Annotated in this window: 25 protein-coding genes and 1 pseudogene; 8 read left to right on the top strand and 18 right to left on the bottom strand. The window is 41.3% G+C overall.

What is annotated here, in order from left to right; all coding sequences use genetic code 11:
• Positions 1–578 precede the first annotated feature (578 nt).
• The gene (locus tag H5123_RS17200; RefSeq protein WP_182698742.1) at positions 579–1022 is read left to right on the top strand and encodes an RNA-binding protein; all 444 of its coding nucleotides are present in this window, start codon (positions 579–581) and stop codon (positions 1020–1022) included.
• 42 nt (positions 1023–1064) lie between these two features.
• Here the strand turns inward: H5123_RS17200 and murI are convergent, their stop codons facing one another.
• Entirely contained in the window at positions 1065–1844 is a 780-nt protein-coding gene (murI, locus tag H5123_RS17195) for a glutamate racemase (RefSeq protein WP_124017704.1), read from the bottom strand.
• Between the two features lie 129 nt (positions 1845–1973).
• Between murI and trmA the strand changes: the two genes are divergently transcribed.
• Positions 1974–3071, top strand: coding sequence for a tRNA (uridine(54)-C5)-methyltransferase TrmA (gene trmA / locus H5123_RS17190; RefSeq protein WP_182698741.1), 1098 nt, complete (start codon positions 1974–1976; stop codon positions 3069–3071).
• Positions 3072–3153: 82 nt separating this feature from the next.
• Here trmA and fabR read toward each other — a convergent pair whose 3' ends face one another.
• Positions 3154–3771 carry an HTH-type transcriptional repressor FabR gene (gene fabR / locus H5123_RS17185; protein WP_182698740.1) on the bottom strand — a complete coding sequence of 206 codons (618 nt, stop codon included), beginning with the start codon at positions 3769–3771 and terminating at the stop codon, positions 3154–3156.
• Positions 3772–3927: 156 nt separating this feature from the next.
• On the opposite strand from fabR, the gene H5123_RS17180 reads away from it, so the two are divergent.
• Positions 3928–5037 carry a fatty acid desaturase gene (locus H5123_RS17180; RefSeq protein ID WP_124017707.1) on the top strand — a complete coding sequence of 370 codons (1110 nt, stop codon included), beginning with the start codon at positions 3928–3930 and terminating at the stop codon, positions 5035–5037.
• Between the two features lie 67 nt (positions 5038–5104).
• On the opposite strand, the gene H5123_RS17175 is transcribed toward H5123_RS17180, so the two are convergent.
• Together H5123_RS17175 and H5123_RS17170 are read right to left on the bottom strand one after the other, a co-directional pair.
• Positions 5105–6961 (bottom strand): MFS transporter, encoded by a 1857-nt coding sequence (locus H5123_RS17175; protein WP_182698739.1) that lies wholly within the window; start codon positions 6959–6961, stop codon positions 5105–5107.
• On the bottom strand, positions 6952–7563 hold the full coding sequence (locus tag H5123_RS17170; protein ID WP_182698738.1) for a TetR/AcrR family transcriptional regulator: 612 nt from the start codon (positions 7561–7563) through the stop codon (positions 6952–6954). Before H5123_RS17170 ends, H5123_RS17175 begins: the two co-directional genes overlap by 10 nt.
• A gap of 192 nt (positions 7564–7755) precedes the next feature.
• Here H5123_RS17170 and selD point away from each other — a divergent pair, with 192 nt between their 5' ends.
• A complete protein-coding gene (gene selD / locus H5123_RS17165; protein WP_182698737.1) occupies positions 7756–8811 on the top strand; it encodes a selenide, water dikinase SelD in 1056 nt (351 codons plus the stop codon).
• Positions 8811–9917: a tRNA 2-selenouridine(34) synthase MnmH gene (gene mnmH, locus H5123_RS17160; RefSeq protein WP_182698736.1), complete on the top strand. Its 1107-nt coding sequence runs from the start codon at positions 8811–8813 to the stop codon at positions 9915–9917. Before selD ends, mnmH begins: the two co-directional genes overlap by 1 nt.
• Positions 9918–10190: 273 nt before the next feature.
• On the opposite strand, the gene cysQ is transcribed toward mnmH, so the two are convergent.
• Positions 10191–11000, bottom strand: a complete 810-nt coding sequence (cysQ, locus tag H5123_RS17155; RefSeq protein ID WP_124017712.1) for a 3'(2'),5'-bisphosphate nucleotidase CysQ — start codon at positions 10998–11000, stop codon at positions 10191–10193.
• Positions 11001–11138: 138 nt separating this feature from the next.
• A complete protein-coding gene (nudE, locus tag H5123_RS17150) occupies positions 11139–11717 on the bottom strand; it encodes an ADP compounds hydrolase NudE (protein ID WP_124017787.1) in 579 nt (192 codons plus the stop codon).
• 370 nt (positions 11718–12087) lie between these two features.
• Between nudE and H5123_RS17145 the strand changes: the two are divergent.
• Positions 12088–12417, top strand: a pseudogene (locus H5123_RS17145) (HAD-IA family hydrolase); the annotation flags it as partial.
• 145 nt (positions 12418–12562) lie between these two features.
• On the opposite strand, the gene H5123_RS17140 reads toward H5123_RS17145, so the two are convergent.
• The 12 genes from H5123_RS17140 to gspC form a co-directional block, all read right to left on the bottom strand.
• Entirely contained in the window at positions 12563–13324 is a 762-nt protein-coding gene (locus H5123_RS17140; RefSeq protein ID WP_182698735.1) for a type II secretion system protein N, read from the bottom strand.
• A gap of 9 nt (positions 13325–13333) precedes the next feature.
• Positions 13334–13810 (bottom strand): type II secretion system protein M, encoded by a 477-nt coding sequence (locus H5123_RS17135; RefSeq protein ID WP_124017718.1) that lies wholly within the window; start codon positions 13808–13810, stop codon positions 13334–13336.
• A 1-nt stretch (position 13811) separates the two neighbouring features.
• The gene (gspL, locus tag H5123_RS17130; protein WP_182698734.1) at positions 13812–15023 is read right to left on the bottom strand and encodes a type II secretion system protein GspL; all 1212 of its coding nucleotides are present in this window, start codon (positions 15021–15023) and stop codon (positions 13812–13814) included.
• A gap of 50 nt (positions 15024–15073) precedes the next feature.
• A complete protein-coding gene (gene gspK, locus H5123_RS17125; protein ID WP_124017720.1) occupies positions 15074–16060 on the bottom strand; it encodes a type II secretion system minor pseudopilin GspK in 987 nt (328 codons plus the stop codon).
• Positions 16060–16773 carry a type II secretion system minor pseudopilin GspJ gene (gene gspJ / locus H5123_RS17120; RefSeq protein WP_124017721.1) on the bottom strand — a complete coding sequence of 238 codons (714 nt, stop codon included), beginning with the start codon at positions 16771–16773 and terminating at the stop codon, positions 16060–16062. Before gspJ ends, gspK begins: the two co-directional genes overlap by 1 nt.
• Positions 16754–17176, bottom strand: a complete 423-nt coding sequence (gene gspI, locus H5123_RS17115) for a type II secretion system minor pseudopilin GspI (RefSeq protein ID WP_259395689.1) — start codon at positions 17174–17176, stop codon at positions 16754–16756. Before gspI ends, gspJ begins: the two co-directional genes overlap by 20 nt.
• Entirely contained in the window at positions 17169–17741 is a 573-nt protein-coding gene (gene gspH / locus H5123_RS17110) for a type II secretion system minor pseudopilin GspH (protein ID WP_124017722.1), read from the bottom strand. The genes gspI and gspH overlap by 8 nt, the downstream gene beginning before the upstream one ends.
• Before the next feature lies 1 nt (position 17742).
• A complete protein-coding gene (gene gspG / locus H5123_RS17105; RefSeq protein ID WP_124017723.1) occupies positions 17743–18177 on the bottom strand; it encodes a type II secretion system major pseudopilin GspG in 435 nt (144 codons plus the stop codon).
• Positions 18178–18263: 86 nt separating this feature from the next.
• Positions 18264–19496 (bottom strand): type II secretion system inner membrane protein GspF, encoded by a 1233-nt coding sequence (gene gspF / locus H5123_RS17100; protein WP_124017724.1) that lies wholly within the window; start codon positions 19494–19496, stop codon positions 18264–18266.
• Positions 19497–19499: 3 nt separating this feature from the next.
• The gene (gene gspE, locus H5123_RS17095) at positions 19500–21059 is read right to left on the bottom strand and encodes a type II secretion system ATPase GspE (protein ID WP_124017725.1); all 1560 of its coding nucleotides are present in this window, start codon (positions 21057–21059) and stop codon (positions 19500–19502) included.
• Entirely contained in the window at positions 21052–23181 is a 2130-nt protein-coding gene (gene gspD, locus H5123_RS17090) for a type II secretion system secretin GspD (protein ID WP_182698733.1), read from the bottom strand. The genes gspE and gspD overlap by 8 nt, the downstream gene beginning before the upstream one ends.
• 24 nt (positions 23182–23205) lie before the next feature.
• Positions 23206–24120, bottom strand: coding sequence for a type II secretion system protein GspC (gene gspC, locus H5123_RS17085; protein ID WP_124017727.1), 915 nt, complete (start codon positions 24118–24120; stop codon positions 23206–23208).
• A gap of 264 nt (positions 24121–24384) precedes the next feature.
• Here gspC and hslR point away from each other — a divergent pair, with 264 nt between their 5' ends.
• Positions 24385–24783, top strand: a complete 399-nt coding sequence (gene hslR / locus H5123_RS17080; protein ID WP_124017728.1) for a ribosome-associated heat shock protein Hsp15 — start codon at positions 24385–24387, stop codon at positions 24781–24783.
• 25 nt (positions 24784–24808) lie between these two features.
• The gene (hslO, locus tag H5123_RS17075) at positions 24809–25669 is read left to right on the top strand and encodes an Hsp33 family molecular chaperone HslO (protein WP_124017729.1); all 861 of its coding nucleotides are present in this window, start codon (positions 24809–24811) and stop codon (positions 25667–25669) included.
• The last annotated feature ends 183 nt before the right edge of the window (positions 25670–25852 follow it).

Raw genomic sequence — 25852 nt, 5'->3', positions numbered from 1 at the left:
ACATTCATCGTTGCATTGAGTTTAAATTTTTTGATTGCCAACATTCCGAAGAACAGAAGACAATTTCGAATAACTCAATACCTGTGAATGTCCACACAGATTACTTGATAAATTGTTAAAGAGCGTGATGTCAATTTTTCAGACATCGCCGTAAGACGCTAGGTCGTTGGCTTGGGGTGCGTATTCTACGCAATCCCTTTATGGCGTCAAGTGTTTTTTCAAACTTCTTTTTGCCTGTTATCAACACCACTAGGTGGTTGCTCATAACGCTAACTGGTTTTTGCTTTCGCTGTCTGCCGTGTCAGTGGATGCGCATTATAGGCAGCTTAAGATTTAGTGCAAGCGCTTTTATTAATGAAATCTTTTGAATGCCCAACTTTTATGCAGATTGATTCTTTTTTAACTTTTCCGGTTAAAGAAGCGTCTTTAACTAAATAGCAAAATGGTTATTTTTGATATTAAAGTTACTTTTGAGCTCAATTTTTCAACAGTAGTCTGGTTTATCTGGTAATTTTTAATTAGTATGTAATAGTATTTAACAGTTATTTATCATTTTTATATTCATTAGAGATTATTTTATGCAGAAATCATTCGTGATTGTTTTGATTGCGGCGCTTCTTGGCGCTTTTGTTTTTTTTCAGTTTAACGGTACACCATCTTCGGTTGCGTTTATTGCTGGTGTAGTCGTTGCGACGTTAATTTTCACCTTTATACCTTCTAACGGTTCAAGCTCGTCTGATGAACCTTATGTTGGTCCTACTATGACACTATATGTAGGTAACTTGCCTTACCGTGTTCATGAAGGAGAAGTAAAGGCATTGTTTGGCGAATACGGACCGGTTAACTCAGTTCGTTTAGTGCGAGACCGTAAAACAGGGCGTCGTAAAGGATTTGGTTTTGTTGAGATGTCTGAATCAGGTGCACAGAAAGCCATGTCGAAATTAAATGACTACAGCTTTCAAGAGCGCACATTAAAGGTAAGAGAAGCTAAATCACAAGAATCTGATTCAGAAAATAGCTAATCGCTATTGAAGCTGATTCTTAGTACTCCTTAAGCACTGTTGTTAGTCGGTTATGGTTACCAGCGAAAAATCACTAAAACCATAATCGACTAATGTTGCTTTAAGCCCTTGGCTAATCTGTTTGGTATAACATGCCTGTAGTTGTTTATTACCATTATGTTCTTTACTCAGTAGAAACCTCACCCGCTTTGCTATCGCCTCTCCAGAATCTAGTAGTGTTACCCCATCACCGAGATAATGACTAATTTCTGCTGCTATCATTGGAAAATGAGTACAGCCCAGTACGAGTACATCAATATTCGATGCAGCAATGGGTGCTAGGATATGATTGAGTTTATCGATATCAATTGGTTGTTGAGCGACATAAAGCTCTGCAAGTAAGACTAAATCTGACGTGCCAAATAATTCAACCTTACAGTTTCCTGCAAATTGATTGATTAACGCTTGAGTATAATCGCGTTTAACCGTACCTGGTGTGGCCAATAAACCAATGTGTTTTTTCTTTGATAACATGGCTGCTGGCTTGATAGCGGGAACAACCCCAACTACTGGTATAGTTAATTGTTGACGTAATAATGGCAATACTAGGGTACTGGCAGTGTTACAGGCAACCACCACAATACTGGCATTAAGACGCTGAGCATGATGGGTGATCAATGCAACACAGCCTGTTATTAACTCTTGCTCTGACAAATTGCCATAAGGTAAACGTGCATTATCGAATAAGTAACAATAATCATGCTGTGGCAGTTGTTTTCTAATTTCATTCAATACCGACAATCCGCCGATACCAGAGTCGAATACTAAAATAGGTCCAGACAATATGGGCTCCCAATATGAATGTGCGCAGCATTAATGTTCATGATATTTTATACTTAGGTGCGTAGCACTAGACATCAGCGTCATTTAGTATAATATTTGCGCCCTTTTTTACAGCCTTTGGTGGACGATATGAATTTAGCTGCAATGGATCCTAAAAACTACGATGCACAATTACAACAAAAGCGCATCAAGCTAGAAAAGACCTTTGCCGATTTCAATCCACCAGCGCTTGAAGTCTTTGCTTCTGAGCCTATGCATTACCGCATGCGTGCTGAGTTTAGAATGTGGCATGATGGTGATGACTTATATTACTACATGTTTGATAAAGCACTGAATGCAAAAGTGCGTTGCGATCAATATTTACCCGCAGGTGTGATCATTAATGAAATGATGGCAGAGCTGATTGCGGAGTTAATCCCCAATCCAGCGCTACGTTATAAGCTGTTTCAAATTGATTTTTTATCGACCTTGAGTGGCGAAATATTAGTGTCTTTATTGTATCACCGCCAGCTTGATGAAGAATGGCGTGAGCAGGCGACGCTCTTGAAAGCAAAGTTATCGGCTCAATTTAATGTCAATATTATTGGCCGTGCGCGTAAGCAAAAAATCGATTTAGACAAAGATTATGTCACCGAGACGCTAACAATCAATGCTAAGCAATTACATTATAAGCAGATAGAAAATAGCTTTACCCAGCCAAACGCTAAAGTATCGGTAAAAATGTTGGAGTGGGCTATCGATGTCACTCAGAATAGCCAAGGTGATTTACTTGAACTGTATTGTGGCAATGGTAACTTTACCATTGCATTAGCGCAAAACTTTAAGCGTGTATTAGCAACCGAGCTGGCAAAACCTTCGGTTGATGCAGCGCAATATAATATCGATATTAATCAAGTAAATAATGTTCAGATTATACGGATGTCAGCAGAAGACTTTAGTGATGCCATGGCTAAAAAACGTCAGTTTAGACGCTTAGAAGGTATCGATTTAGACAGTTACGATTGCAATACGATTTTTGTCGACCCACCACGTGCAGGCATTGATCCTGAAACATTGAAGCTGATCCAAGGTTATGAGCGGATTTTATATATCTCTTGTAACCCAGAAACACTCAATGACAATTTACAGACGTTAAGCCAAACCCACAAAATTTCTCGCTTCGCGTTATTTGACCAATTTCCTTATACCGACCATATGGAGTCGGGAGTATTGTTAGAACGCAAGTAACGCAAATTAACCAAACAGGGCGCTAATGATTAGCGCCCTGTTTGTTTCTGATGTGCTTATAGTGAGTTTATATCGTAATCGTTTATGCTCGGCTATCCATTTTATGCTGCAAAGCTTCAGCACCAGTAGCAACCATACGCAGTTGTAACACTAATTGGTCAGCCAAGGCTCTTCGCTCGCTGCGTTTTGAATCTAACGCTGATGCTCCGGCATTAAAGACTAAAATAACTAAAGATTCAGCTTGAGCACGCGCAAGTAAAGGTGTGCGCTTAGCTTGTGCTTCAGTGTAATGAGCTAGCTCAGAAATAAAATGTTCAATTTCACGTTCAACTGCAGCTCTAAATGCAGCAGAGGTGCCAGAACGTTCATGTAACAATATTCGAAACACGTTTGGATTTGATTCCAATACTTCCATAAAAGTGTCAACAGAAATACGGATTACACTGCCACCAGCCTCAGCACGTTGACGACCTTTTCGCATCATTTGCCGTAAGGTTAATCCACCTTCATCAACCATGGTTAAGCCAAGTTCGTTCATATCTTTAAAATGACGATAGAATGATGTGGGGGCAATACCAGCTTCTCGCGCAACTTCACGTAAGCTTAAGCTGGAAAAACTTCGCTCAGCACTAAGTTGATTAAATGCTGCATCTACTAATGCACGGCGGGTTTTTTCCTTTTGTTGCGCTCTTACACCCATTTACTAATCCATTCAGTCAATATTAATTCAACGATAATACCGTTTTTAAAACAGAAACACAGCCCTGTTAAGCTTGACCATGACTAGTCGCCTAAGTTAAATTAGCGTACAATTGTACGCTCAACTTATTTAAACCTATTATTGGAACCCTATTAAATGAAAAAACCTCCAATCATTTGGCTTAATACCTTGTTATTTGCCATTACTTTCATCGGCGCTGCGGTATTAATCCCTTGGCGTGGTTTTACCCATGGCTTTGATGGCATTGAATGGATTGCATTTGTTGTTTTCGCTTACGCAAGTGGTCTATCGATTACTGCGGGTTACCACAGATTATGGTCACATAAAGCTTATAAAGCTCACCCATCCGTGCGATTTTTATATGCATTAGGTGGAGCATTAGCATTACAGAACAGCGCACTACATTGGTGTAGTGATCATCGTATTCATCATAAACATGTTGATAATAATGATAAAGACCCATACTCCGCTAAAATGGGATTCTGGTACAGCCACATAGGCTGGATGCTGCGCGAATACCAAGCCAGCCGTTACAGTGACTACAACAACGTACGTGATTTACAAAATGACCCTATCGTTATGTGGCAACACAAGCACTATTTAGCCTTAGTGATTTTAATGAATATTGCTTTACCTGCATTTATCGGCTGGTTGAATGGCGATATTTTATCAATGGTACTCATGGCAGGCTTATTGCGTCTGGTGGTAGTACATCACTGTACCTTCTTTATCAACTCATTAGCTCATATCTGGGGTAAACAACCATACACAGATAAAAATTCCGCCAAAGATAATGCTTTTCTAGCATTGCTGACATATGGCGAGGGCTATCACAACTTCCATCACATTTTTGAAAATGATTATCGTAATGGCATTAAGTGGTGGGACTATGATCCAACCAAATGGCTCATCAAACTAATGAGTTGGTTTGGCTTGGCAACTGATTTACGTAAAGTGTCGCAAGAGCGTATTGAAAGTGCACGTTTGCAAATGCAGTTGTTACAAGCACAAAATAAGGTGGCTCACTTACCAAACTGCGATGAAATTATAGAAAGTTTTCAAGCAGAGTATGAGCTGATGAAGCAACACTTAGTTGACTATTATCAAGCTAAAAAGAGCTTGTTAGAGGCGAAACGCAAGCAACTTACAGATCACAATCTGAAACAACAAGTACAATTATTGCGTAACCAATTTCTTGAACAACAACGTAATTGGAAAAGCCTAACAGCTGCTTATACGTCGTAAGTTTTTAACAATATACAAAAGGTCACGCATATGCGTGACCTTTTTTGTTTTGAGCAACTAAAGTGTGTTAATTAAATTGCTGTGTCACCTGCTGCTGCAACACTTTACAATTGGTGAGACTGCCATCAACGGAAGGCGCAATACTTACCGAAACTTTAGACCAAAAACGTTTAGGTAAAGTAGTAAGCGCATGCCCGCCTTTATGGCTAAAATAAGATCCCCACAATCCAGTTAATGCTAACGGTATAACTGTAACGGGATCACGTTGTAATATTTTGTCTATACCAGGTCTAAACTCACCTATATCTCCATCTGGGGTTAACCTGCCTTCAGGAAAAATACACACCAACTCATCATTAGCCAGTGCTTGGTGTATCTGTTCAAACGCATTAAGGTATGTCGCCTCACACTTCTTAGGTGAACAAATCGGGATCACGCCTGCATGTCTAAAGACATACTTTAATAATGGGATCTCGCTAATCGACTTATCCATCACAAACCTGATTGGCCTTGTGGATGCGCCCATAATAATAAGAGCATCGACATAACTCACATGATTACTGACAATAATGCCAGCCCCCTGCAATGGAATATGCTCTCGCCCAGACACTCTCACCCGGTACATCACATGACTGAGTAAGTAACTAATAAAACGTTGGGTAAACTCAGGTACTTGTGAATACACATATAGCAGCACAATAAGGTTTAGTGCACCTATGAGTGTAAACAACTCAGGTATGCTCCAATTGAACACACTTAATAGCACCATAGATAATATGGCAGACCCCACCATAAAAAATGCATTGATAATATTATTTGCCGCAATCGCCTGAGCACATTCTTGCTTCTCTGCACGAGTTTGTATAAAAGCGTACAAGGGCACAATAAACAAACCACCACTTAAACCAACCAGAAATAAATCAATCATCAACCGATAATGTTGGGCGTTAGCAATGAAGGCTTCAAAACTGTACACAAACCCCAATTCAACCGATGCAGTTGGAATGGCGCTAATCATATCAAAACTGAACACGCTCAGGCCCAAAACCCCAAACGGTAATAGTCCCAGCTCAACATGGCCAAAAGAGAAACGTTCACACACGAATGAACCAACGGCAATACCAATAGAAAAAAGCGCTAATAACAATGACACTACCGTGACATCTGCATGTAAATGCAATTTGGCAAAATTAGGAAACTGAGTCAGATAAGTCGCACCCAAAAACCAAAACCAACTAATGGCTAAAATGGCCATCCAAATTGAAGTGGTTTCACGAGCTTTATTGATGCAGCGCCACGTACCAGAAAACAGAGAGAACTTATTAGGGTTAAGCTCCCCTTGCGCGGGCAATGAAGGTATAGCGCGACTAGCAAGATAACCTGCAACGGCTAATACGGTTACCGTTATGGCGGCCCAAACTAAACCATTTTCGTTTGACACTACGAGGCCGGCGCTTAACGTCCCAATGAGAATCGATAAGAAGGTACCCATTTCAACTAACGCATTACCTTTTACCAACTCCTGTTCACTAAGTGCTTGTGGTAGTAATGAATACTTTACTGGGCCAAAGTACGCCGACTGACTGCCAGTTAAAAACAGGAGTACTAACATAATCATGTAACTTTGAGTCACGATCGCAATCGCGGCGGTAGACATGATGATTAACTCTAATAGCTTTAATCGTCTTATCAGCTTTGCTTTATCCATATTATCGGCCACGATACCGGCATGGGCTGAAAACAGAAAAAACGGTAAGATAAATACTCCTGCCGCTAAGTTAACAAATAAATTAACATCAATTGGTAATGCACTTAATTGGCTGTAGGTCACCAATAACAGCAACACATTCTTATAAAAGTTATCATTTAACGCACCTAAACATAAGGTGGCAAAATAAGGGAAAAATCGTTTCGTTAGTAACATGTAAATTCCTTTTTAATGCTCATTCCTGCGATATAACTCTGTACATGACTGATGAGCATGTCCTGTAAACACGATTGCTCCTCAAATAATTTACCATCTAGTGCTAAAGATGTTAACCCATGAATAGCGCCCCACAATACTCTGCTCATCATTTCAATTTTTTGGCTGTCGGCCTCTGGAAAGTATTGTAATAATTGTGATTCAACTAGACCAAACAATGACTTTATTAAGCTTAAATGCGCAATTGGTAAAGGCTGATCATCGGGCATACTTAACTCAAATACTAAACGAAAACAACGCCGATTCCGCAAGGCAAACTCACTATAAATTGTCGCCATCTGCTGAATATTCAACAGTGGATTATCATTCATCTCCAACGATAACTTGGTGGCTAGCTGCGCTAATGTCTGCTCTGACACCGCTAATAATAGATAATGATAACTACCAAATATATTAATCAGTGTACTTGGTACATAGCCTATTAGACTGGCCACCTTCCTTAAACTCAACGTTTCAATATTGTCATGCTGCAGATGCATTACGACGGCTTCAATAGCCATAGTCTTTATTTGCTCATGAGTATGTTCTTTACGTCTTGCCAAAGTGATCACCTAACATCAGTTATCTTGATTGGAAGGTAAGTTAACAGCAAAAAAAATAAAAAACAATGTTCATAATAATATTTTTATCCATTTTAAATGGTCGACTAAATTTGATAAACGGCTAAAAAACAAGATATTTGGGCCAATAGTGATTATAATTACCGCTCAATACGCCATCAAAGATCAACCAATATGTCTCAGCAAGCAATTAAACTTACCGAATATAGCCATGGCGCAGGCTGCGGCTGTAAGATTTCTCCTAAAGTGTTAAGTACCATTCTTGCATCACAACTCCCCGTCTTTACTGATCCTAATTTATTAGTTGGTAATCAAACTCGTGACGATGCTGCCGTTTATAAGCTTAACGAACAAACTGGCATTATCAGTACTACAGACTTCTTTATGCCTATTGTGGATGATCCGTTTACCTTTGGTCGAATTGCAGCCACTAATGCCATAAGCGACATATACGCTATGGGTGGCACTCCGATTATGGCAATTGCCATTTTAGGTTGGCCCATTAATATATTACCCGCAGAAATTGCCCAACAAGTTGTTGATGGTGGACGCCAAGCCTGTGCAGATGCCGGTATTATGCTGGCTGGCGGTCACAGTATTGATTCTCCAGAGCCGATTTTTGGTTTAGCTGTAACAGGACAAATTCCGCTTGAGCGAGTAAAGCAAAATAATACTGCTAAAGCAGGCGATCGTTTATACCTCACTAAACCCATTGGTATTGGCATTCTGACTACCGCACAAAAACAGAAAAAACTTCGAGAGGAAGACAGTCAAATTGCACCTGATGCTATGTGTCAGCTCAATATGATAGGGGTTGATATCGCTAAAATAGATGGTGTTAACGCGCTAACTGACGTAACAGGATTTGGACTTGCTGGCCACTTGATTGAAGTCTGCCAAGGCGCACAACTTAAAGCTAACTTAGTGTTATCCAAAGTCCCTCTTCTTGCTAAAGTCAGTGACTACCTTGCATTAGGTTGTATACCAGGCGGGACCCATCGTAATTTTGACAGTTACAGTGAGTATTTACCGCCCTTAACTGATCATCAAAAAGCCATTATCTGCGATCCACAGACTAGTGGCGGGTTATTAGTTAGTGTCAGTGCAGAGGCTGAACATGAACTGACACAATTATTAGAAACTAATGGCATTGAAGCGATTTGTATCGGCATGCTCAATACCTATGAACCTCATACTAGCGGACACAATATCCTTGTGGAATTAAGCTAATGAGTATGGTCATACCCAGCTCAGAATATGGCAGACTTTTATTAGAAAATCGTTCATTAATCGACGTACGTGCCCCCATTGAATTTACTAAAGGAGCCTTTAGTCACTCGATTAATTTACCATTAATGCAAGATAGTGAGCGCGAAAAAGTCGGTACTTGCTATAAAAAGCATGGCCAAGATGCTGCTATCGCATTAGGTCATGAGTTGGTAAAAGGTAATGTTAAGCAACAGCGTATAGATGCTTGGCTCACTCAGTTGACACAACATCCGGACAGTTATTTATATTGTTTTCGTGGTGGCTTACGCTCAAAATTATCCCAGCAATGGATTAAAGAATCTGGCATGCATATCCCTTATATTGAAGGGGGTTATAAAGCCATGCGTACTTTTTTAATTAATACTATTGAGCAAGCACCCAATCACTCTAAAGTACTTATCTTGAGTGGCATAACCGGCAGTGGTAAAACGGAAGTGATTAATCAACGAGATGAGTCGGTCGATCTTGAAGGTATTGCCAATCATAGAGGATCGAGCTTTGGTAAGAATATCGACCCTCAACCCAGCCAAATTAACTTTGAAAATACCTTAGCAGTGGCATTACTCTCGCATCAACAACAGCATCATCGTCATTTATTATTAGAAGATGAAAGTATTCTGATTGGTCGCTCTGCACTACCACACAGTTTTTACCACGCCATGCAACAAGCTGATATTATTTTGCTTGATGAGCCATTAGACGCACGTTTGCCGCGTTTACTCCACGACTATGTAGAAAGTAAACTCGCTGATTACGTGTCTCTTTTAGGTGAACAAGCTGGTTTCGATGCATTTAAAGCTTATTTGACTCAAAGCTTATTAGGGATCCGTAAACGCTTAGGTGGTAAACAACATCAAGAATTACAGAGCTTGGTTGACGATGCACTTAATATGCAACAAAGCCAAAATGATACCAGTAAACATTTAGACTGGATAAGCCTGTTACTCGATATTTATTATGATCCTATGTATCTGTATCAACTTGAAAAGAAACGCGACAGAGTTATCTTTCAAGGCGACAGACAAACGATACATCAATGGTTAGATAGTCATCAATCAACCATTTAAACAAAATGCCCTCATTTGAGGGCATTTTTGTGTGTATCTGAGCGGGTATAATTAAATCTAGTCACAGTAGCGGTAAGCTCACTGGTATTAACGGATAAAACCTCACACTGCCATCAGTGTTTACACCATATGGTCGCATTTTATGGTTTCGGATGACTATCGTTGCATGTCGTTACTGATATCGTTGCTAAGTATGTTATTAATAAATTAACACCTGTTCGAAAAAACAACACATCCAAAGAACCAATCAACACCCATTAAAAAACATATAAATTAATTAGTTAACAATATATCCCACGGAAGATTAGCGCTACCTACTACGATAAAGTTTGGATTTTCAAGTGTTTCACGTTCATTATAGGTCAAAGGCTGTAAATTAATATCAATCAAGGCTCCACCCGCTTCTTCAATAATAATCTGCGCAGCACCAGTATCCCACTCACCTGTCGGCCCTAAACGGACATAGCAATCGGCACGCCCTTCTGCGACTAGACAACTTTTCAATGCTGCACCACCCATTACCACTAACTCACAACGATTAGGTTTGTTAAGTAGCTTTAATACCGATTGCGGATCTTGGCGACGACTGACCGCCAAACGTAAATTTTCAGGTTCATCACCGGTTAATTGTTTACTGGTAATACGGATCTCATTTTTACCATCACGCTTATAAGCACCTAAGCCCGCAATAGCGTAATAGCACACTTTAGTCATCGGCACATAGACCACTCCCATGATAGGTCGATTATGTTCCACCAAAGCAATAATGACAGAAAAATCACCACTTCCAGCAATAAATTCGCCAGTGCCATCTAATGGATCAACTAACCAATAGCGCTTCCACGTTTCGCGGACACTTAAAGGAATATCAGCGGCTTCTTCACTTAGGATGGGGATATCAGGCGTTAGCTCAGCTAACTTACGACAAATAAGATCGTGGGCAGCTAAATCTGCAGACGTTACAGGGGTATTGTCTGACTTAGTTTCGCGTTTAAAGTTACCTTTGAGATAAATTTCGCGAATCGTTTGCCCAGCTTCCGTTGCAATGTCTATGACTTGCTCGATTACATCTTCTGGCTTCATTACTACTCCAATTGCTGGATTCGATAAGGATGACCTGACAAGGACACCTATAAACAAGGCTATCGCCTACTGTATGTATGGTTATATGCAGAATTAATACACCAAATGAATTGACTCATTAGTTAGCAAAATTCACCCTCAACTATTTTCATCGGTAAGGTTATGCATTGATATATTCAAATATTGCTGAGTTAAAAAAAGTGCGCTCACACTGCGAGACTCTGAAAAGTCGACATTATCGAGTAATAGCTGCCAATCAGATAGTGGCCAAGGGATCACGTCAATCGGTTCAGGTTCATCACCTTCTAAACGACTAGGATACAATTTTTCAGCAACAAAAATATGCATTTTGCTGGAAAAGTAGCCTGGCGCAAGCGATAGCTCTTTTAGATGGGTTAATTGATAACTGCCAAAACCAATTTCTTCTTGAAGCTCACGATTGGCGGCTTCAACTGCCGTTTCACCGGGATCGATCAACCCTTTAGGAAAGCCTAGTTCATAATTATCAGTGCCGGCGGCATATTCGCTAGCTAATAATAAATTACCTTGATGAATAGGCACAATCATCACAGCACCTCTGCTACCGCCTTTCATTCTTTCATATTGACGTTCTACGCCATTAGAAAACTTAAGGTGTACCTGCTCAATTTGAAACAGTCGGCTTTTGGCAACAATTTCGGTATGCAGGATTTCCGGCTTTTTATGCCGCTGTGTCATTGAAGCCTCGTCAAATGATGTCGTTTTCACAAGCTTCAATCTTATACCAAACACAAAAATAATGTGACCTGTTTTTATCGGCAGAAAACGTCTTAAACAGCGATAAATGGTGATGATATAAGCTGATAACGACTCAAAACAGAGAGAGAATAACGACATAAAAAATATCCTCTTATCTAAGCATTAGAAATAACATGCTGATAAGAGGATATAAAAACCACTAAAAATTAGAACTGATAGCGAAGATTGAATTGATAGCTCAATATATCGTTAGGTGCCAAAGCGATATAATCCATGCCTAAACCTGCAGACCAGTTGCGAGTAAATTGATAATCTAAATGCATACCTGTGTACCAATCTGTGCCGTCAAACTAATGCACACCCGCAAAGTTTAGCGCTTAAGTTAATCCATACCAACTTAGACCAAGGTTTAGACCTGATGCTGTCTAGCCATGAAAGCGGTTATCCCAAAGAACACCCGCAATTTTGGCAATATGCATTTGATAAATTTAACTTAAATCCATCGCGGTGTTTATTTATTGATGACAGTGAAGTGATTTTAGCTGCATCGAAAAAAGCAGGCGTGGGTTATCAACTCGGAATTAGCAATCCAGACAGCCAGAAACCTCATATTGATTTTACTGACTTTCCTGCGATTACTGATTACCAATTATTATCATCGGCACTTTTATTGCTATAGCCCGCAATAACTTTGAATCATCATCATATAAAAGCTGAGTTCTCTCAAAGTCGTTTATAAACCAAATGTATAGATGACTTATCATTGATATAAAAAAACGCCTTGATAGTGATATCAAGACGTGAGTTTTTCATTACTCAAAACATTACAAACCAGGCACAACACCTTGATAGTTTATAGGATAATATCCTTGGCTATCTTGTCGGCCTAAGAATGACAACGCTTCACGTAAATCTTTAGGTTGGGCATCTGTCGGCTTAATTTTAGCACTGACTTTAACCAAGTTTGACTCGCCTAAAATAGCGTTCCCAGTTAAACCTAATACGTTTTGGGTTTCATCTGTGGCTATTTTTAACTGGCCATCAAGACAACTCAATCCTAATGAGATGTTACCCAAAGGGTAAACACCATATTGATTTTTAACGTTGGTGTTATTTAAAAATAATTTACCGCTTAATTGCTCACACCATGGCTTACCTTGCTCTAAGATTTCAACCATTAAACTTACATCGCCATCAATTTGGGTTTTAAATGGTAAACGAGCGCCTGCGAGTAAAAAACTATCCGGCAGGTCAAAACGAATATTGTTTGCTCTCAGTCCAGAAAATGACCAACTAATACTGCCTTTACCGCTCACTGGCGTAGCACGATTGCCGATTTTAAAATCAATATCAGCTTTACCAACTAATAATCCCCAAGGACTTAATTGCCAACTGACTTGCTCTATCTGGCGCTGGTCGATGGTAACTAAGGACGCTTGCCCTTGCCAAAGAGTACCTTCTGCACCACTGATGGCAACATTATTGGGTAACGGAGCAATACTGACTAACCAGTTTGCTGGTAAATAAACCAATAAAAACACTAGGTAAATAATGACGCCAATGACTATTTTTGAAAATAAACTCACAAAGAACCCTTACTGAGAAAGCTGAATACGTCTTACTTTTACAAAGCCAGCAACGTCTGATTCCGTTAAATCAACACTGTCTAACGTTAACCCTTTTTGCTCGACTAAGTCATGTAAGTAACCCAGTAGCGCATCAAATGGTACATCATCCATCCATAGCTGGATCTTATCGCCTTGCGGCTGCATACGCGTGATCTCTAATTTATATAATCCAGCGGTTTGATTAACAATGGAACTTAAACTTCCGCGAACTTTCGCTTGTGCACCCGCTTGTTTCAGACCAGCAATTTTATTGGCCGTTTGTTTTACATAATTTAACGTTTGTTGAGCGGCGCTATTATTGCGCTCTGCTGTTTCTTGGGCATTGGAAATCGGTGTCCAAATGCCCCAATAAAAAATACCGACCACCAGTATTGCGGCACAAAAACCAACCAGCTGTTGCTCTCTAATGGCTAAACTTTGCCACCAACTACGCATATTTTCCATGTTATTTAATCCTTAACGTCAGCGTACTGGTAACGCTTTCTTCGTTACTGTTCATGGCTCCACCGTCGAGGAGGTAGTCTTTCATGACAATCTCTTTAAACTTATCGATTTGAGCATAATTTTTTGCAGTCACTTGCATCCGTAATTCATTACGATTGGCTTCATAACGCAAAGTATTGGGTTTTAATTCTGGCACCTTGCTAAATGCAGGCTTTAATCCATCTAGCATTTCAAAAAATACTGCACCACCGCCTTGGCCTTGCATGCTGCGCAATTCACTGCCCATTTGTGAGCGCATATTAACGATACGATTAACCCCAGGGACAGATTGTTTAAAAAGCATTTCGCTTTGAGCTTCTATCTCAGCGGTATGCTTATTAAGTTGATGAATAGCTAAACCTTTATTCGTCAATGCTAAAACAATCGCCACCACCACCACAATCGCAGTATTTTTCCAGGTTAATAGCTGTTTGCTGTACTCACTCTTAGGTTTATAAATACCACTTAATAAGTTCATTGGCGCATTTAAGATGCCCTTGGCTAATATCATCATGGGTAAATCTAAAGGCTTAGCTTCAACTGTAATGCCAACAAAATCAATATCATCACTATAACCCGCTACCAAAAGAGGATCTGCATCGGTGTGGTTTAGCATCGTTTGAGCTAATAACTGCGGTAATGCAAATTCAGCCCATGCTTTAGGTACGCTAACACCGCCGCCTTCTGAAGTTCTGATTAAATATTCACTACCAACACTCATTGCTGCCCAACGACATTGATCTAACGGTAATGCTAAACAATCTGGCACGATGCGTTTCACTTTCAAGCCTGCATCATACAACCATTGAAGCCATGTTTGCATTTGCTCATGCGCAACCGCAGCCACATTGAGTAGTTCACCTTCACGAGGGCCCACCACAAAGTGCATGTTATCGACATTAGTCGCTAATGATTCCTCAAGCATGTAAGGCAATGCCTTTAATGCTTGGCGTTGACCTTTTTCGGGTAACATAATTTGTGTCAATGTCATGTTGGCCGCAGGCACAAGTACATCAACAGGACGATTACCCGCGCGATCAGCTAAAGTGCTGAGACTTGCAGCATCAGATAACTCACCAGAAGCGATAATTTCTTGCTCTTGTTCAGACCATACCAGCCATGAACATGGGTGTTCTGATGTTTTTCCTAACCGGATAAATAGCCGTTCAGACACTGTTATTCTCCACCGATCTCAATACGTATTGTTACGCAATGAATTTGTTATTATTGTTGACCACCGTACTGCCTAGTGAGCACATCTAAATCTTTACCATTGCGCTTAAGTACGCTTTCCATTCTAAATATTGCATTATCGACTTTGGCGCCAGCTTTTAATAAAAAATACTTGCTATCGACCACAAAACTCGACTTTACGTTCGCTTCTGATTTGATGCCACTCAGAGACGAACTTTCCCAAAAATCATCAATTTTTTCATATCCATCAGCTGGGCGATTATTAATAATATTTTCAGCTTCACTGACTGAAATTTGATTTTCCAGCATCCCAGCGAGTAAAGCGGCTTGCTCAACTTTAATGGTGTTCACATTCAATAACTGGGTATCTTCGCCCGGTATTGCACACACATAAGGCAAAATGTTCAGATAAACATTTTGGCTAAAGCCCATTACAGCACGCAGCTCACTTCGATGTTGCATCAAGGTATTGGCGGCACGATATGGCACATTACGCGACTCATATTCGGCATCCTCAGCCCCGTATGGGCCAGATAACGTATCTTCGTCAATATAATCTTTTAGAGTATACGTCAGCTGCTCTGCACCAAACTCATCGACACCTAAACTGATCAGTAACGATTGGAACTGTTTAGCGGCTACGGTCATTTTTGGCTGACCATTGTCATTCTCTTTTGATGCTTGCCCAACGGCATTAATGTTAAAACATGCCCGCATATCTTGTATTTCACCGACGATTTCACCATATTCAGCCGGAAATGCCACATTCGCTAGCGCCCAGTACTGTTGTAAATGTACTGTACCTTCTGAATCTTCAAAATCTTGCTTGAGCACTTTCATCGCCAACTCTTCGGCAGAAAGCGCATACCAATAGGCCTGATCATATTGGGCTAAATTAAGCGTTCGGCGCATAGAAAGCTGATTACGACTGGTAATATTGGTCGCGATAATCACTACCATAGCCACAATCAACATAACCACGATGAGCGCCACACCACGCTGCTTTTGGCCACCCATTATGAGTTTTTCCCATTATCTATTTTAGGATCAGTTTCGCTATTATTGTCTTCTTTATTATTTGAATCGTTAGGATCGTCTTTATCAGACTTAATCGCTGGTGCACCTTTGGGCAATAAAAATCGACGCTGGATTTTACCTAAACCTTCTAATTCTATTTCCATCGCAATCCCTTTTGGCATTACGCTTCCATCAACTTGTTTCTGCCATTTATCATCAATATAAAATGAATACTCAATTGATAACACATGATCAATGACCACACTTTTTAGTGGCTCTGCACCCGATACGGGTTCAGGATAAGGATAATACCAGCGCTCTAGACGACCATTTTGAACCACATAGGCAACCGACTGTAAACTGCCTCTGGGTAACATGCCATCAGGGTTTAACCAGCCTAAACGGTAAAATACCAATGCTTGGGTTTCTGAGTCGAGAATATTGTCACCAACTTGGAAAAATCGATTGTTACGTTCACCTTCAAATGATCGCGGTGTACGCGCCACCATTTGGCCCAGATCACGCTCTAGCGCGCCAAAACCTTGCTGTAATGACTTAAGTCGAGTCGCAAACTCTTGGGTCACTTCATCATTTTTCATCACCGCCGACAATACCGAGTTAGCCGCAATCCCCAGCATGGCAAATATCGCAATCGCAATAAGCATTTCCAGTAACGTAAAGCCGCTTGAATGCTTAGGCTTTGTTATGTACATAACTACTCACCTGGGCAACAACACGCTTAAATTTATCATCGTCACTGACGCTAATACGGATCATCCTGAACTTATCATCTGTCGTTTTAATCACTTCTTGACGCCAATACCATTCACGGCCTGCAAGTTCTGACTGACCGGTTTTTTGGCCAATGTCTGGAAAAGTACCTGGTAATCGCACATCAACCATTTGGTTACTGGCCACCCATTGGGCTAATGTACGCTCTTCTAAAATGGGCATATTCGCCATTTGTTCACCCAAACTTTTGGTGACCGATACTGCTGCAATAGAAAACACTGCTAAGGCAACAATAACTTCAAGTAATGTCATACCACGGTTTCGAGTCGATAAACGCTTATGACTTAGGTTCAGCGGGCGTCGATATGCTGTGAATTTACTCATCTACACGCCCTAATGTTAAGCGGCCTAACGCATCACCTACAACCAGCACATTAACGGGCTGAAGGTCATCATTAACCGTATTAAAACCTAGCTCAAAGGGGGTCATCTCACCGCTGGGAAATAATAAAATTTGCGGTTCAGGGTGTTTCTTTTTTTCTTCTTCGCTCGGTTCATCGATAAAAGGTTCATCAAACCACGACTCATCTTGCTCGTCTTCTTGAACTAATGGCATGCCATCAATCACCACATCTAAGGTAATACCGGCCTCCATTTTTTTAGCCGATAACAGCCGGTCTTGATCAACAGGCATCCATTTGCCTTCTTTGTAGAACACAAACTGATATTGATCTTCGTCAATCACAATCCCAATAAACTGGCCACTTAATACACTTTCATCTAGCACCATCTCGGTGGCAGACATAAAACGTTGCGCCTGTTTTTTGAGCATTTGTTCCGGCCCAGCAACACTAATCGATAAGGTTACCGCTGAGGCAACCAAACCCATTAGCAATGCCACAATTAACACTTCTAATAAAGTGAAACCGGCTTGACGATGTTGAGCCATTTTATTGAAAATCTTGTAAATTCCAGCTTCCGATATCATCTTCAGAACCTGGCTGTCCGTCTGGGCCAGCACTGAAAATATCAATTTTGCCATTTTCACCAGGGCTTAAAAGTAAATAGTCATTGCGCCATGGATCTTGTGGTAAACGCTTAACATAGCCACCTTCGCGGAAATTACGCGGCTCTGGCGACGAGCTAGGCTTTTGCACTAAAGCATCAAGCCCTTGCTCTGTTGTTGGGTAAATACTGTTATCTAACTTGTACATATCCAATGCATTTTCTAGCGCAACAATATCTGACACCGCTTTTTGTTGATCTGCTTTATCTTTGTTCCCCATCAAATTCGGCACAACCATTGACGCTAAAATACCTAAAATAACAATCACCACCATTACTTCGAGTAAGGTGAAACCACGTTGTTTATTATTATGTTGCATTGATTACTTCCTCTAAAAATTGTCTATATATTCATGCGTAAAATCGGTGTTAAGCTTGGTTTACCCAAGCAAGGTCAAGGTTAGTCCTAGCCGCTGATCAAGTTGTTTAACTCTAAAATAGGCTGCAGAATAGCCATTACAATAAATAATACAACCGATGCCATACTCACGACTAGCATGGGTTCAAACACCCCCAAAGCAATGTTGACGTTAGACTCAAACTCTCGGTCTTGGTTATCAGCAGCCCGTTCAAGCATATTCTCTAATTGACCACTTTTTTCCCCTGACGCAATCATGTACAACATCATTGCAGGGAATAGCTTAGTATTAGTCAACGCAGCCCCCAAACTAGTTCCTTCGCGGACTCGCGCCGTCGCCTCATCAACGGCGGCACGCACTTTGACATTCTGTAATACTTCGCTGGCAATACGCATACCATCAAGTAACGGCACTGAGCTTGCTGACAAAATACTTAATGTACGCGCAAAACGTGCGGTATTTAATCCTTTACTGACTTTACCAATAACGGGCATTTGCAATAAGGCGGTGTCGTATTTCATTCGCAGTTGCGGATTAGTCAGCATACGCTGAAACACAATCATACAACCGAAGATAATCAGTACCACCACCACGCCCCAATGCTGCACAAAATCCGATGCGAGTATTAAAAACTGGGTCGTGCCAGGTAACTCTTGGCCCATATGTTCAAATTGGCCAACAACCTTAGGTACTACAGCCGCCAATAACACGGCTATCACGCCAATGGCGACCACAGTCAATACGATGGGATATATCATGGCTTGTGTTAGCTTTGTTTTGAGCTGTTGACGGCGTTCGGTGTAATCAGCTAAGCGATTAAGTACCACTTCTAGATGGCCTGATTTCTCACCGGATGCCACCATTGCACGGTATAAATCATCAAACACATGCGGAAATTCAGCCATTGAGTCAGCTAAGGTGTAACCCTCAACTACTCGAGATCGCACCGCCATAATCATGCTGCCTAAACGATCTTTTTCAGACTGTTGTCCAACCGCTTTTAGTGCTTCTTCAATCGGTAAGCCCGCAGCTACCAGTGTCGCGATTTGGCGCGTGATCAGGGCAAGTTCGGCAACAGATATACGTTTTTTAAACACGTTCGCGAGATTAAACCCACCACGCTGTGAGCGAGCTTCTTTCTCGTTAACCGGCAGAAGTTCCAGTGGCATAAGACGCTGCTCACGCAGCTGGCTTCTTGCATGGCGTGCCGTATCAGCTTCGATCACACCTTTTTGTTGTTTGCCTTTGCTATCAAGGGCTTTGTATTCAAACGCCGCCATTGATTACTCCTCGCGTGTCACTCGCAATACTTCTTCTAGGGTGGTCACACCGGAGAGTACTTTACTCATACCGTCATGGCGGATACTTGGAATCGATTTGCGCACATATTTTTCAATGGCTAATTCGCCCCTGCCGCCATGAATTAACTCGCGGACATTGTCATCAACGATAAGTAGCTCATGAATACCGGTTCGACCTCGATAACCATTTTGGCCACAAGCCTTACACCCTTTAGCGCGATAAATAATACGGGTGTCGTTCGCTGTAATACCCAGTAACTCACGTTCACGTTCATCAGGCTCATGTGCTTCTTTACACTGTGGGCATAAAGTACGAATTAGACGTTGAGCGAGTACGCCAAGCAAACTAGATGACACTAGAAAGGGTTCTACACCCATATCTTGCAAACGGGTAATAGCCCCTGATGCGGTATTGGTATGTAAAGTTGAAATCACTAAGTGACCGGTTAATGATGCTTGCACCGCAATTTGCGCGGTTTCTAAATCACGAATTTCACCAATCATCACCACATCAGGATCTTGACGTAAAATTGCGCGTAATCCACGAGCAAAAGTCATGTCGACCTTAGTATTGACCTGAGTTTGACCAACACCCTCTAACTCATATTCAATCGGATCTTCAACGGTTAAAATGTTGGTGTCTTTAGAATTGATTTCCGTTAACCCAGCGTACAAGGTGGTACTTTTACCAGAACCGGTAGGCCCTGTAACAAGAATAATTCCGTGGGGTTTACGAATTAGTTCATCGAATTTTTCACGAATGCCTGGTGTCATACCCAGTTGTTGTAAGTCTAAGTTACCGGTATTTTTGTCCAGTAAACGCATTACCACGCGCTCACCATGACTCGATGGCATAGTTGATACCCGCACATCGACAGCACGACCAGCAATACGCAGCGAAATACGTCCATCTTGTGGGAGGCGTTTTTCGGCAATATCTAAGCGCGCCATCACTTTAATCCGCGACACCAACAAAGATGACAACTTACGATTTGGCTTTAATACTTCTTTCAACACACCATCAATACGGAAACGAACAATTAATTGTTTCTCATAGGTTTCGATGTGAATGTCTGAGGCTTCTTCTTTAATGGCTTCAGACAATAACGCATTAATTAATTTAATAATTGGTGCGTCATCATCGCCTTCAAGCAAATCTTCGGTTTGCGGTAATTCTTCGGCCAGAGTGAATAAGTCCATCTCGTTACCGATATCTTCCATAAGCTGTTGAGCTTCAGAGGAGTTAGCTTGATATGCTTGAGTTAATTTAGCCTCAAACTTAGCCACTTCTAGCTTAATCAACGGTAACTCAACACCCGCATAGCGCCGTACTTCTAGCATGGCACTGAGCGGCGTTTTATCAGTATAAAAAAGACAAAGCTGATCGTTATCTTTCGCTAACACTAATTGAAAGCGATGTGAAAAGGCGAACGGCAAACGTTCTTTACTGTTGGAGTGAAAAACCCCATCACCTTCGACCACTTCCATGGCAACGTCACTAGATACTTGGGCTAATGGCTCAGTTATCACACTATCAGTCATTGTTTTGAGCCTTGTCCTTTTGCATGCTTTCATCGATGGTACGTAAAGCGGGATCTGAATCACGCATATCAGTACTCAATCCTTTGCCGCTTTTATAGCGATCAAGCATGTCGTTGACGTCGTCCGGTATATAATTTTCTTGGTTCCACTCATCTAATACAGGTACTTGAGTCTTTGGCATTAAGTTAATACCACGCGCTTGTTGTTCCAGCTGCAATGCTCTGAAGTAATTATATTTGCGCCCGGCAATACCTTCCATTGTAATGCCATCACGGATAATAGTGGGCTTGATGAAAATCATCAGATTCTTTTTGGTTTTCTTGCTAGAAGAAGACTTAAATAAATGACCAATAAAAGGAATATCACCAAGAATTGGCACTTTTTGAATACTTTCTTGAACTTCTTCGTTAATTAAACCGCCCAAGACGACAATTTGGCCTGAATCTGCCATGACAGTAGTGGTTAAACGGCGTGTAGAGAAACTGATGTCTACGCCAGTGTTACCATTAACACCCGACACTTCTTGTTCGATAGTTAATTTAACCGATGAACCTTCGTTAATTTGCGGTACGACTTTCAGCTTAACCCCCACTTCCTTTCGTTCTACCGTTTGGAAAGGGTTGTCATTATTAGAGCTTGAGGTTGAACCGGTAATAATGGGCACTTCATCACCAACTATAAACGACGCCTCTTGGTTATCGAGCGTAGTAATCGACGGTGTGGCTAATACGTTTGAATTAGTATCACTTGAAACGGCTTGGATTAACGCGGCAAAGTTACCTGTCGTCACGCCCCATGCCATACCATTTACTTTGCCGAGTGCTTGCGCGATCAACGTAAAGTCGCCTTCAGTCGTTGGATTAACAACAGTATTAGACTCAGTACCAGAAGTAGTGGTTACGGTAGTGCCATCGGTTTCACGCGCCGCCCAGATCCCGGCACCCACTTCACCAATCGTTGGACCGATATTGTTAAACTGAGTCAGTCCACCCGCTTCGCTACCCCATTGCACCCCAAAACCAACGTTGTCGCCTTCGGCTATTTCTACAATAATGGCTTCAACAAGCACTTGCGCACGGCGAATATCAAGCTGACTAATCACACTTTCAATAGTACGCAGTTGATCGGGCTCAGCACTAATCACCAAAGAGTTAGTGTCACTGTGGGCCATAATATTGATATCACTACGACGCTTACTTGAGTTGCCTTGCTGGGCACTAGCGCCCTCTTTATTGTCTTGTAAATTTTGTGCAAAACCAGTTAATACTTCAACTAAGTCTTCTGCCTTGGCGTAACGTAAATAACGGACTTTGGTGTTACCGGTACTCGCTTGTTCGGCATCGAGACGCTTAATCAGTTCAATCACACGCTGGCGGCTTTTCTCATCGCCGCTGACAATAACCGCATTCATGCGTTCATCCGCGACCACTTTAGGTGCTTGACCTGGAAGTTGTGATTGATTAGCACTGGAACGGTAAAGAGTATCTACAATTCGAACTATCTCACCTGCAGAGGCATAGTCTAATGCCACTACTTGCACATCTGTATCGCCTTGCTTATCGACTCTACGAACAATTTCTACCAGCTTGTTGACTACCGCTGCACGGCCAGAAATCATTAGTACATTTGATTGGTCATAGTTGACGACGTTACCGCCACCAGCATTATCATTTAACTGTCGAAGTAATGGTGCGAGCTGCTTAGCTTCAGAATTGTATAAAGGCACGATACGGGTAACCATTTCATCGCCGACACCTGGAGCTTTGTCATCGGCAACGCGAATAGCAGCCATTTTGGCATCTTTATCTTTAATCACTTTAATGACATGGTTTTCCATTTCAACCACGGCATAACCATACACTTGAAGTACGTTAAGGAAGAATTGGTAATATTGATCATCATTGAGTAAATCGTAACTGCGGACATTGATTTTGCCACGTACGGTTGGATCTACAATAATGGTTTTATTGAGGTTTTTACCGACAATATTAATAAACTCTTGAATGTCAGTGCCCTTAAAATTGGCGGCATATTGTTCCGACCAAGCACTTGGTGCTGCTATCATCGCAGCTCCCATCAGCATTCCAGCAATAATCTTATGTCGGATCCCTTTATTATTCATTCTACTCAATCCTCTAACGCCAAATTATTCTGGCAAACTAAACATGATTTCGACCAACTGCCCTTCACGCTCAACCATGACAGCCATTTCGGTGAGCTCAGGCAATTGTGCCATCACTTCTAATGCCTGACCCATATCGGTCAGATCAAATCCATTTATTGATTTGGCTAAATCATTAGCCTGAAAACCCGCTTGCTTAAACAATGCGACGTCTTTGCCAGGGTTTAAACGGTAACCCGCTAATTCATCACCATTACGAACCGGTGAAATAGCCAAAAAGTCTGTAATTTTACTTGGGTCTGCTAGTAACTCGTCACGAGAATTAGACAGATCTTCAGAAAAACGTTCATTATCGCGACGATCAACTCGAGTGACCTGTTGATCAACTTTAGCTTGTTGTAGCTGGGTGTTTGCCGCACCTTGTGTGGTGTATTGAAGCCCATCAAGCATTAAGGTTTCATAACGGCCACTGTTACTGATAATGATCCTGTCAGCATAAACCTCTTTTAAAGAAGCCGAAGTCCCTTTAATTTTATCGCCTAAACTATACGTTTCTTGTTGACCACTTGATTCAATTACGGCTAAGCCTTGAGCTTCCTCGGTGGATGCAACAACTCCCGTCAATTGAATTGACAAGTTTGTTTTAGGTGCATCAGTTATTTGCTCTACGACTTCAACTTTAGGCTTGTCGTTGTTATTGTCTAAGCGGCCAAAAAGAAATAGATCACGCACACCGGCAAGCTCAATACGCTTTGCAGTGCCCGCAGAGATGGGGGATGGTTGCCACACCGCAGATTGCGATGATACTGGCATCAACTTCCATGTGATTTGTGCTGCGAGTAGCAACACAATGATCAATCCAAGCCAAAATACAATCATACTCAATCGTTTATGCGGTATTTTTGCTGCGTTGGTGATCAGTTTATCTAATAAATCCATATGTTATTGGACCCTCTATACGCCTTGGTACAGGTCTCTGTTCTAATTGTTAATAAAATTCGTTAAATATATGTGAAGTCGTCATGCTAACTCACACAGGATAAAGCGACAACCCCAGAGCATATCGATTGGCGAATCTCCATCAAATATGCTAACTTTGCGACCATAAAAGAGCCATAATATTGCCCTCTATTACGATAATACACACATTGTATGGCAGTTAGGTTACTCAGTCTGTGAAATCATCCCTGTTTTGGAGGTCATTTGACTCAAACTCAGCCCGAAAAAAGCGTTATTCGGCTCGACAAATGGTTATGGGCGGCACGTTTTTATAAAACCCGCGCTATCGCAAAAGACATGATCAATGGCGGTAAAGTACATTACAACGGCCAACGGACTAAATCCAGTAAGAATGCAGAAGTCGGTGCAAAAATCCGTCTTCGCCAAGGTAATGATGATAAAGAGGTTTTTGTCATCCAATTATCTGGTCATAGACAAAGCGCCAATGTAGCGCAAACCCTATACGAAGAAACACCAGAAAGCATCAGTAAACGGATTATAAACGCTGAAGCAAGACGGTTAAATATATTGAACAATCCGGCCCCAGATCATAAACCGGATAAAAAACAAAGACGACAGATTATGCGCTTTAAAGACTACTAAGCGCCCAAAGAGTAAGAGAATACAAATGAACAACGATATTTTACATCGCTACATTTTTGATAACGTCGATGTGCGTGGCGAAATAGTCCAATTAGAAAATAGCTACCAAGAAGTGCTTTCTGCACATACTTATCCCGTGGCAATAGAGCATCTAATTGGTGAGTTAATGGCGGCAACATCATTACTGACCGCCACCATTAAATTTAATGGCGATATTAGCGTGCAGTTACAAGGCGATGGCCCGGTTTCTTTAGCGGTAATTAATGGTAACAATAAGCAAGTTTTACGTGGTGTTGCCCGTTGGAATGATGATATTGCAGATGATGCGAGCCTGCAGGAAATGTTTGGTAAAGGCTACATGGTGATCACCTTAACACCTGATGAAGGTGAACGTTATCAAGGTATCGTATCACTAGACCATGTCAATCTAGCCGCATGTTTAGAAGAATATTTTAATCAATCAGAGCAATTACCGACTCAAATTCAGTTATTTGCTAACGGCAAACAAGCTGCAGGTATGCTGCTGCAAGTATTGCCATCGAAGTCAGATCAAACGGATGATTTTGAACATTTAGCAGCATTGACCGCTACAATTAAAGCAGAAGAGCTATTCACACTGGATGCTGAACAGGTATTACATCGCTTGTATCATCAAGAAGAAGTACGTTTATTTGACCCTGTTGATGTTACCTTTAAATGTAGCTGTTCATATGAACGCAGTGGCGCTGCTATCAAGACCTTATCACAACATGAAGTTGAGGCCATTTTGGCTGAAGATGGCAAAATCGAAATGGATTGCGAATACTGCACAGCAAAATACGCTTTTGACGCAATAGATATTGCCGCACTATATTCGGGCAGCCATAGCAGTCAGTCAAAACAGTAATTCATACCGTTACAACCTACGTAACCCATTACAAAAAAGCGCGCAATGCGCTTTTTTTGCCTTAAAAATCACTAAAAACCCCCTCAAAACAAAATAACTTTCAAAAATATTACCAAACTGTTCGTTACCAAAACATTAACTTGCGTTACAATCCCTGACATTAGCTTATAGCCTCCGCGCAAA

The organism is Shewanella sp. SR43-4, assembly GCF_014163845.1.
Taxonomy (GTDB): Bacteria; Pseudomonadota; Gammaproteobacteria; order Enterobacterales; family Shewanellaceae; genus Shewanella; species Shewanella vesiculosa.
The sequence above is the reverse complement of the archived record's forward strand: the minus strand, read 5'-3'. Positions and strand labels throughout refer to the sequence as shown.

What these genes read in the sequence shown, in the direction of transcription:
- H5123_RS17200 (WP_182698742.1), top strand. Translation starts at nt 579, where the DNA reads ATGCAGAAATCATTCGTGATTGTTTTGATTGCGGCGCTTCTTGGCGCT.
- trmA (WP_182698741.1), top strand. Translation starts at nt 1,974, where the DNA reads ATGAATTTAGCTGCAATGGATCCTAAAAACTACGATGCACAATTACAA.
- fabR (WP_182698740.1), bottom strand. Translation starts at nt 3,771, where the DNA reads ATGGGTGTAAGAGCGCAACAAAAGGAAAAAACCCGCCGTGCATTAGTA.
- H5123_RS17180 (WP_124017707.1), top strand. Translation starts at nt 3,928, where the DNA reads ATGAAAAAACCTCCAATCATTTGGCTTAATACCTTGTTATTTGCCATT.
- H5123_RS17175 (WP_182698739.1), bottom strand. Translation starts at nt 6,961, where the DNA reads ATGTTACTAACGAAACGATTTTTCCCTTATTTTGCCACCTTATGTTTA.
- selD (WP_182698737.1), top strand. Translation starts at nt 7,756, where the DNA reads ATGTCTCAGCAAGCAATTAAACTTACCGAATATAGCCATGGCGCAGGC.
- mnmH (WP_182698736.1), top strand. Translation starts at nt 8,811, where the DNA reads ATGAGTATGGTCATACCCAGCTCAGAATATGGCAGACTTTTATTAGAA.
- cysQ (WP_124017712.1), bottom strand. Translation starts at nt 11,000, where the DNA reads ATGAAGCCAGAAGATGTAATCGAGCAAGTCATAGACATTGCAACGGAA.
- nudE (WP_124017787.1), bottom strand. Translation starts at nt 11,717, where the DNA reads ATGACACAGCGGCATAAAAAGCCGGAAATCCTGCATACCGAAATTGTT.
- H5123_RS17135 (WP_124017718.1), bottom strand. Translation starts at nt 13,810, where the DNA reads ATGGAAAATATGCGTAGTTGGTGGCAAAGTTTAGCCATTAGAGAGCAA.
- gspK (WP_124017720.1), bottom strand. Translation starts at nt 16,060, where the DNA reads ATGGGTGGCCAAAAGCAGCGTGGTGTGGCGCTCATCGTGGTTATGTTG.
- gspJ (WP_124017721.1), bottom strand. Translation starts at nt 16,773, where the DNA reads ATGTACATAACAAAGCCTAAGCATTCAAGCGGCTTTACGTTACTGGAA.
- gspI (WP_259395689.1), bottom strand. Translation starts at nt 17,176, where the DNA reads ATGAGTAAATTCACAGCATATCGACGCCCGCTGAACCTAAGTCATAAG.
- gspH (WP_124017722.1), bottom strand. Translation starts at nt 17,741, where the DNA reads ATGGCTCAACATCGTCAAGCCGGTTTCACTTTATTAGAAGTGTTAATT.
- gspG (WP_124017723.1), bottom strand. Translation starts at nt 18,177, where the DNA reads ATGCAACATAATAATAAACAACGTGGTTTCACCTTACTCGAAGTAATG.
- gspF (WP_124017724.1), bottom strand. Translation starts at nt 19,496, where the DNA reads ATGGCGGCGTTTGAATACAAAGCCCTTGATAGCAAAGGCAAACAACAA.
- gspE (WP_124017725.1), bottom strand. Translation starts at nt 21,059, where the DNA reads ATGACTGATAGTGTGATAACTGAGCCATTAGCCCAAGTATCTAGTGAC.
- gspD (WP_182698733.1), bottom strand. Translation starts at nt 23,181, where the DNA reads ATGAATAATAAAGGGATCCGACATAAGATTATTGCTGGAATGCTGATG.
- gspC (WP_124017727.1), bottom strand. Translation starts at nt 24,120, where the DNA reads ATGGATTTATTAGATAAACTGATCACCAACGCAGCAAAAATACCGCAT.
- hslO (WP_124017729.1), top strand. Translation starts at nt 24,809, where the DNA reads ATGAACAACGATATTTTACATCGCTACATTTTTGATAACGTCGATGTG.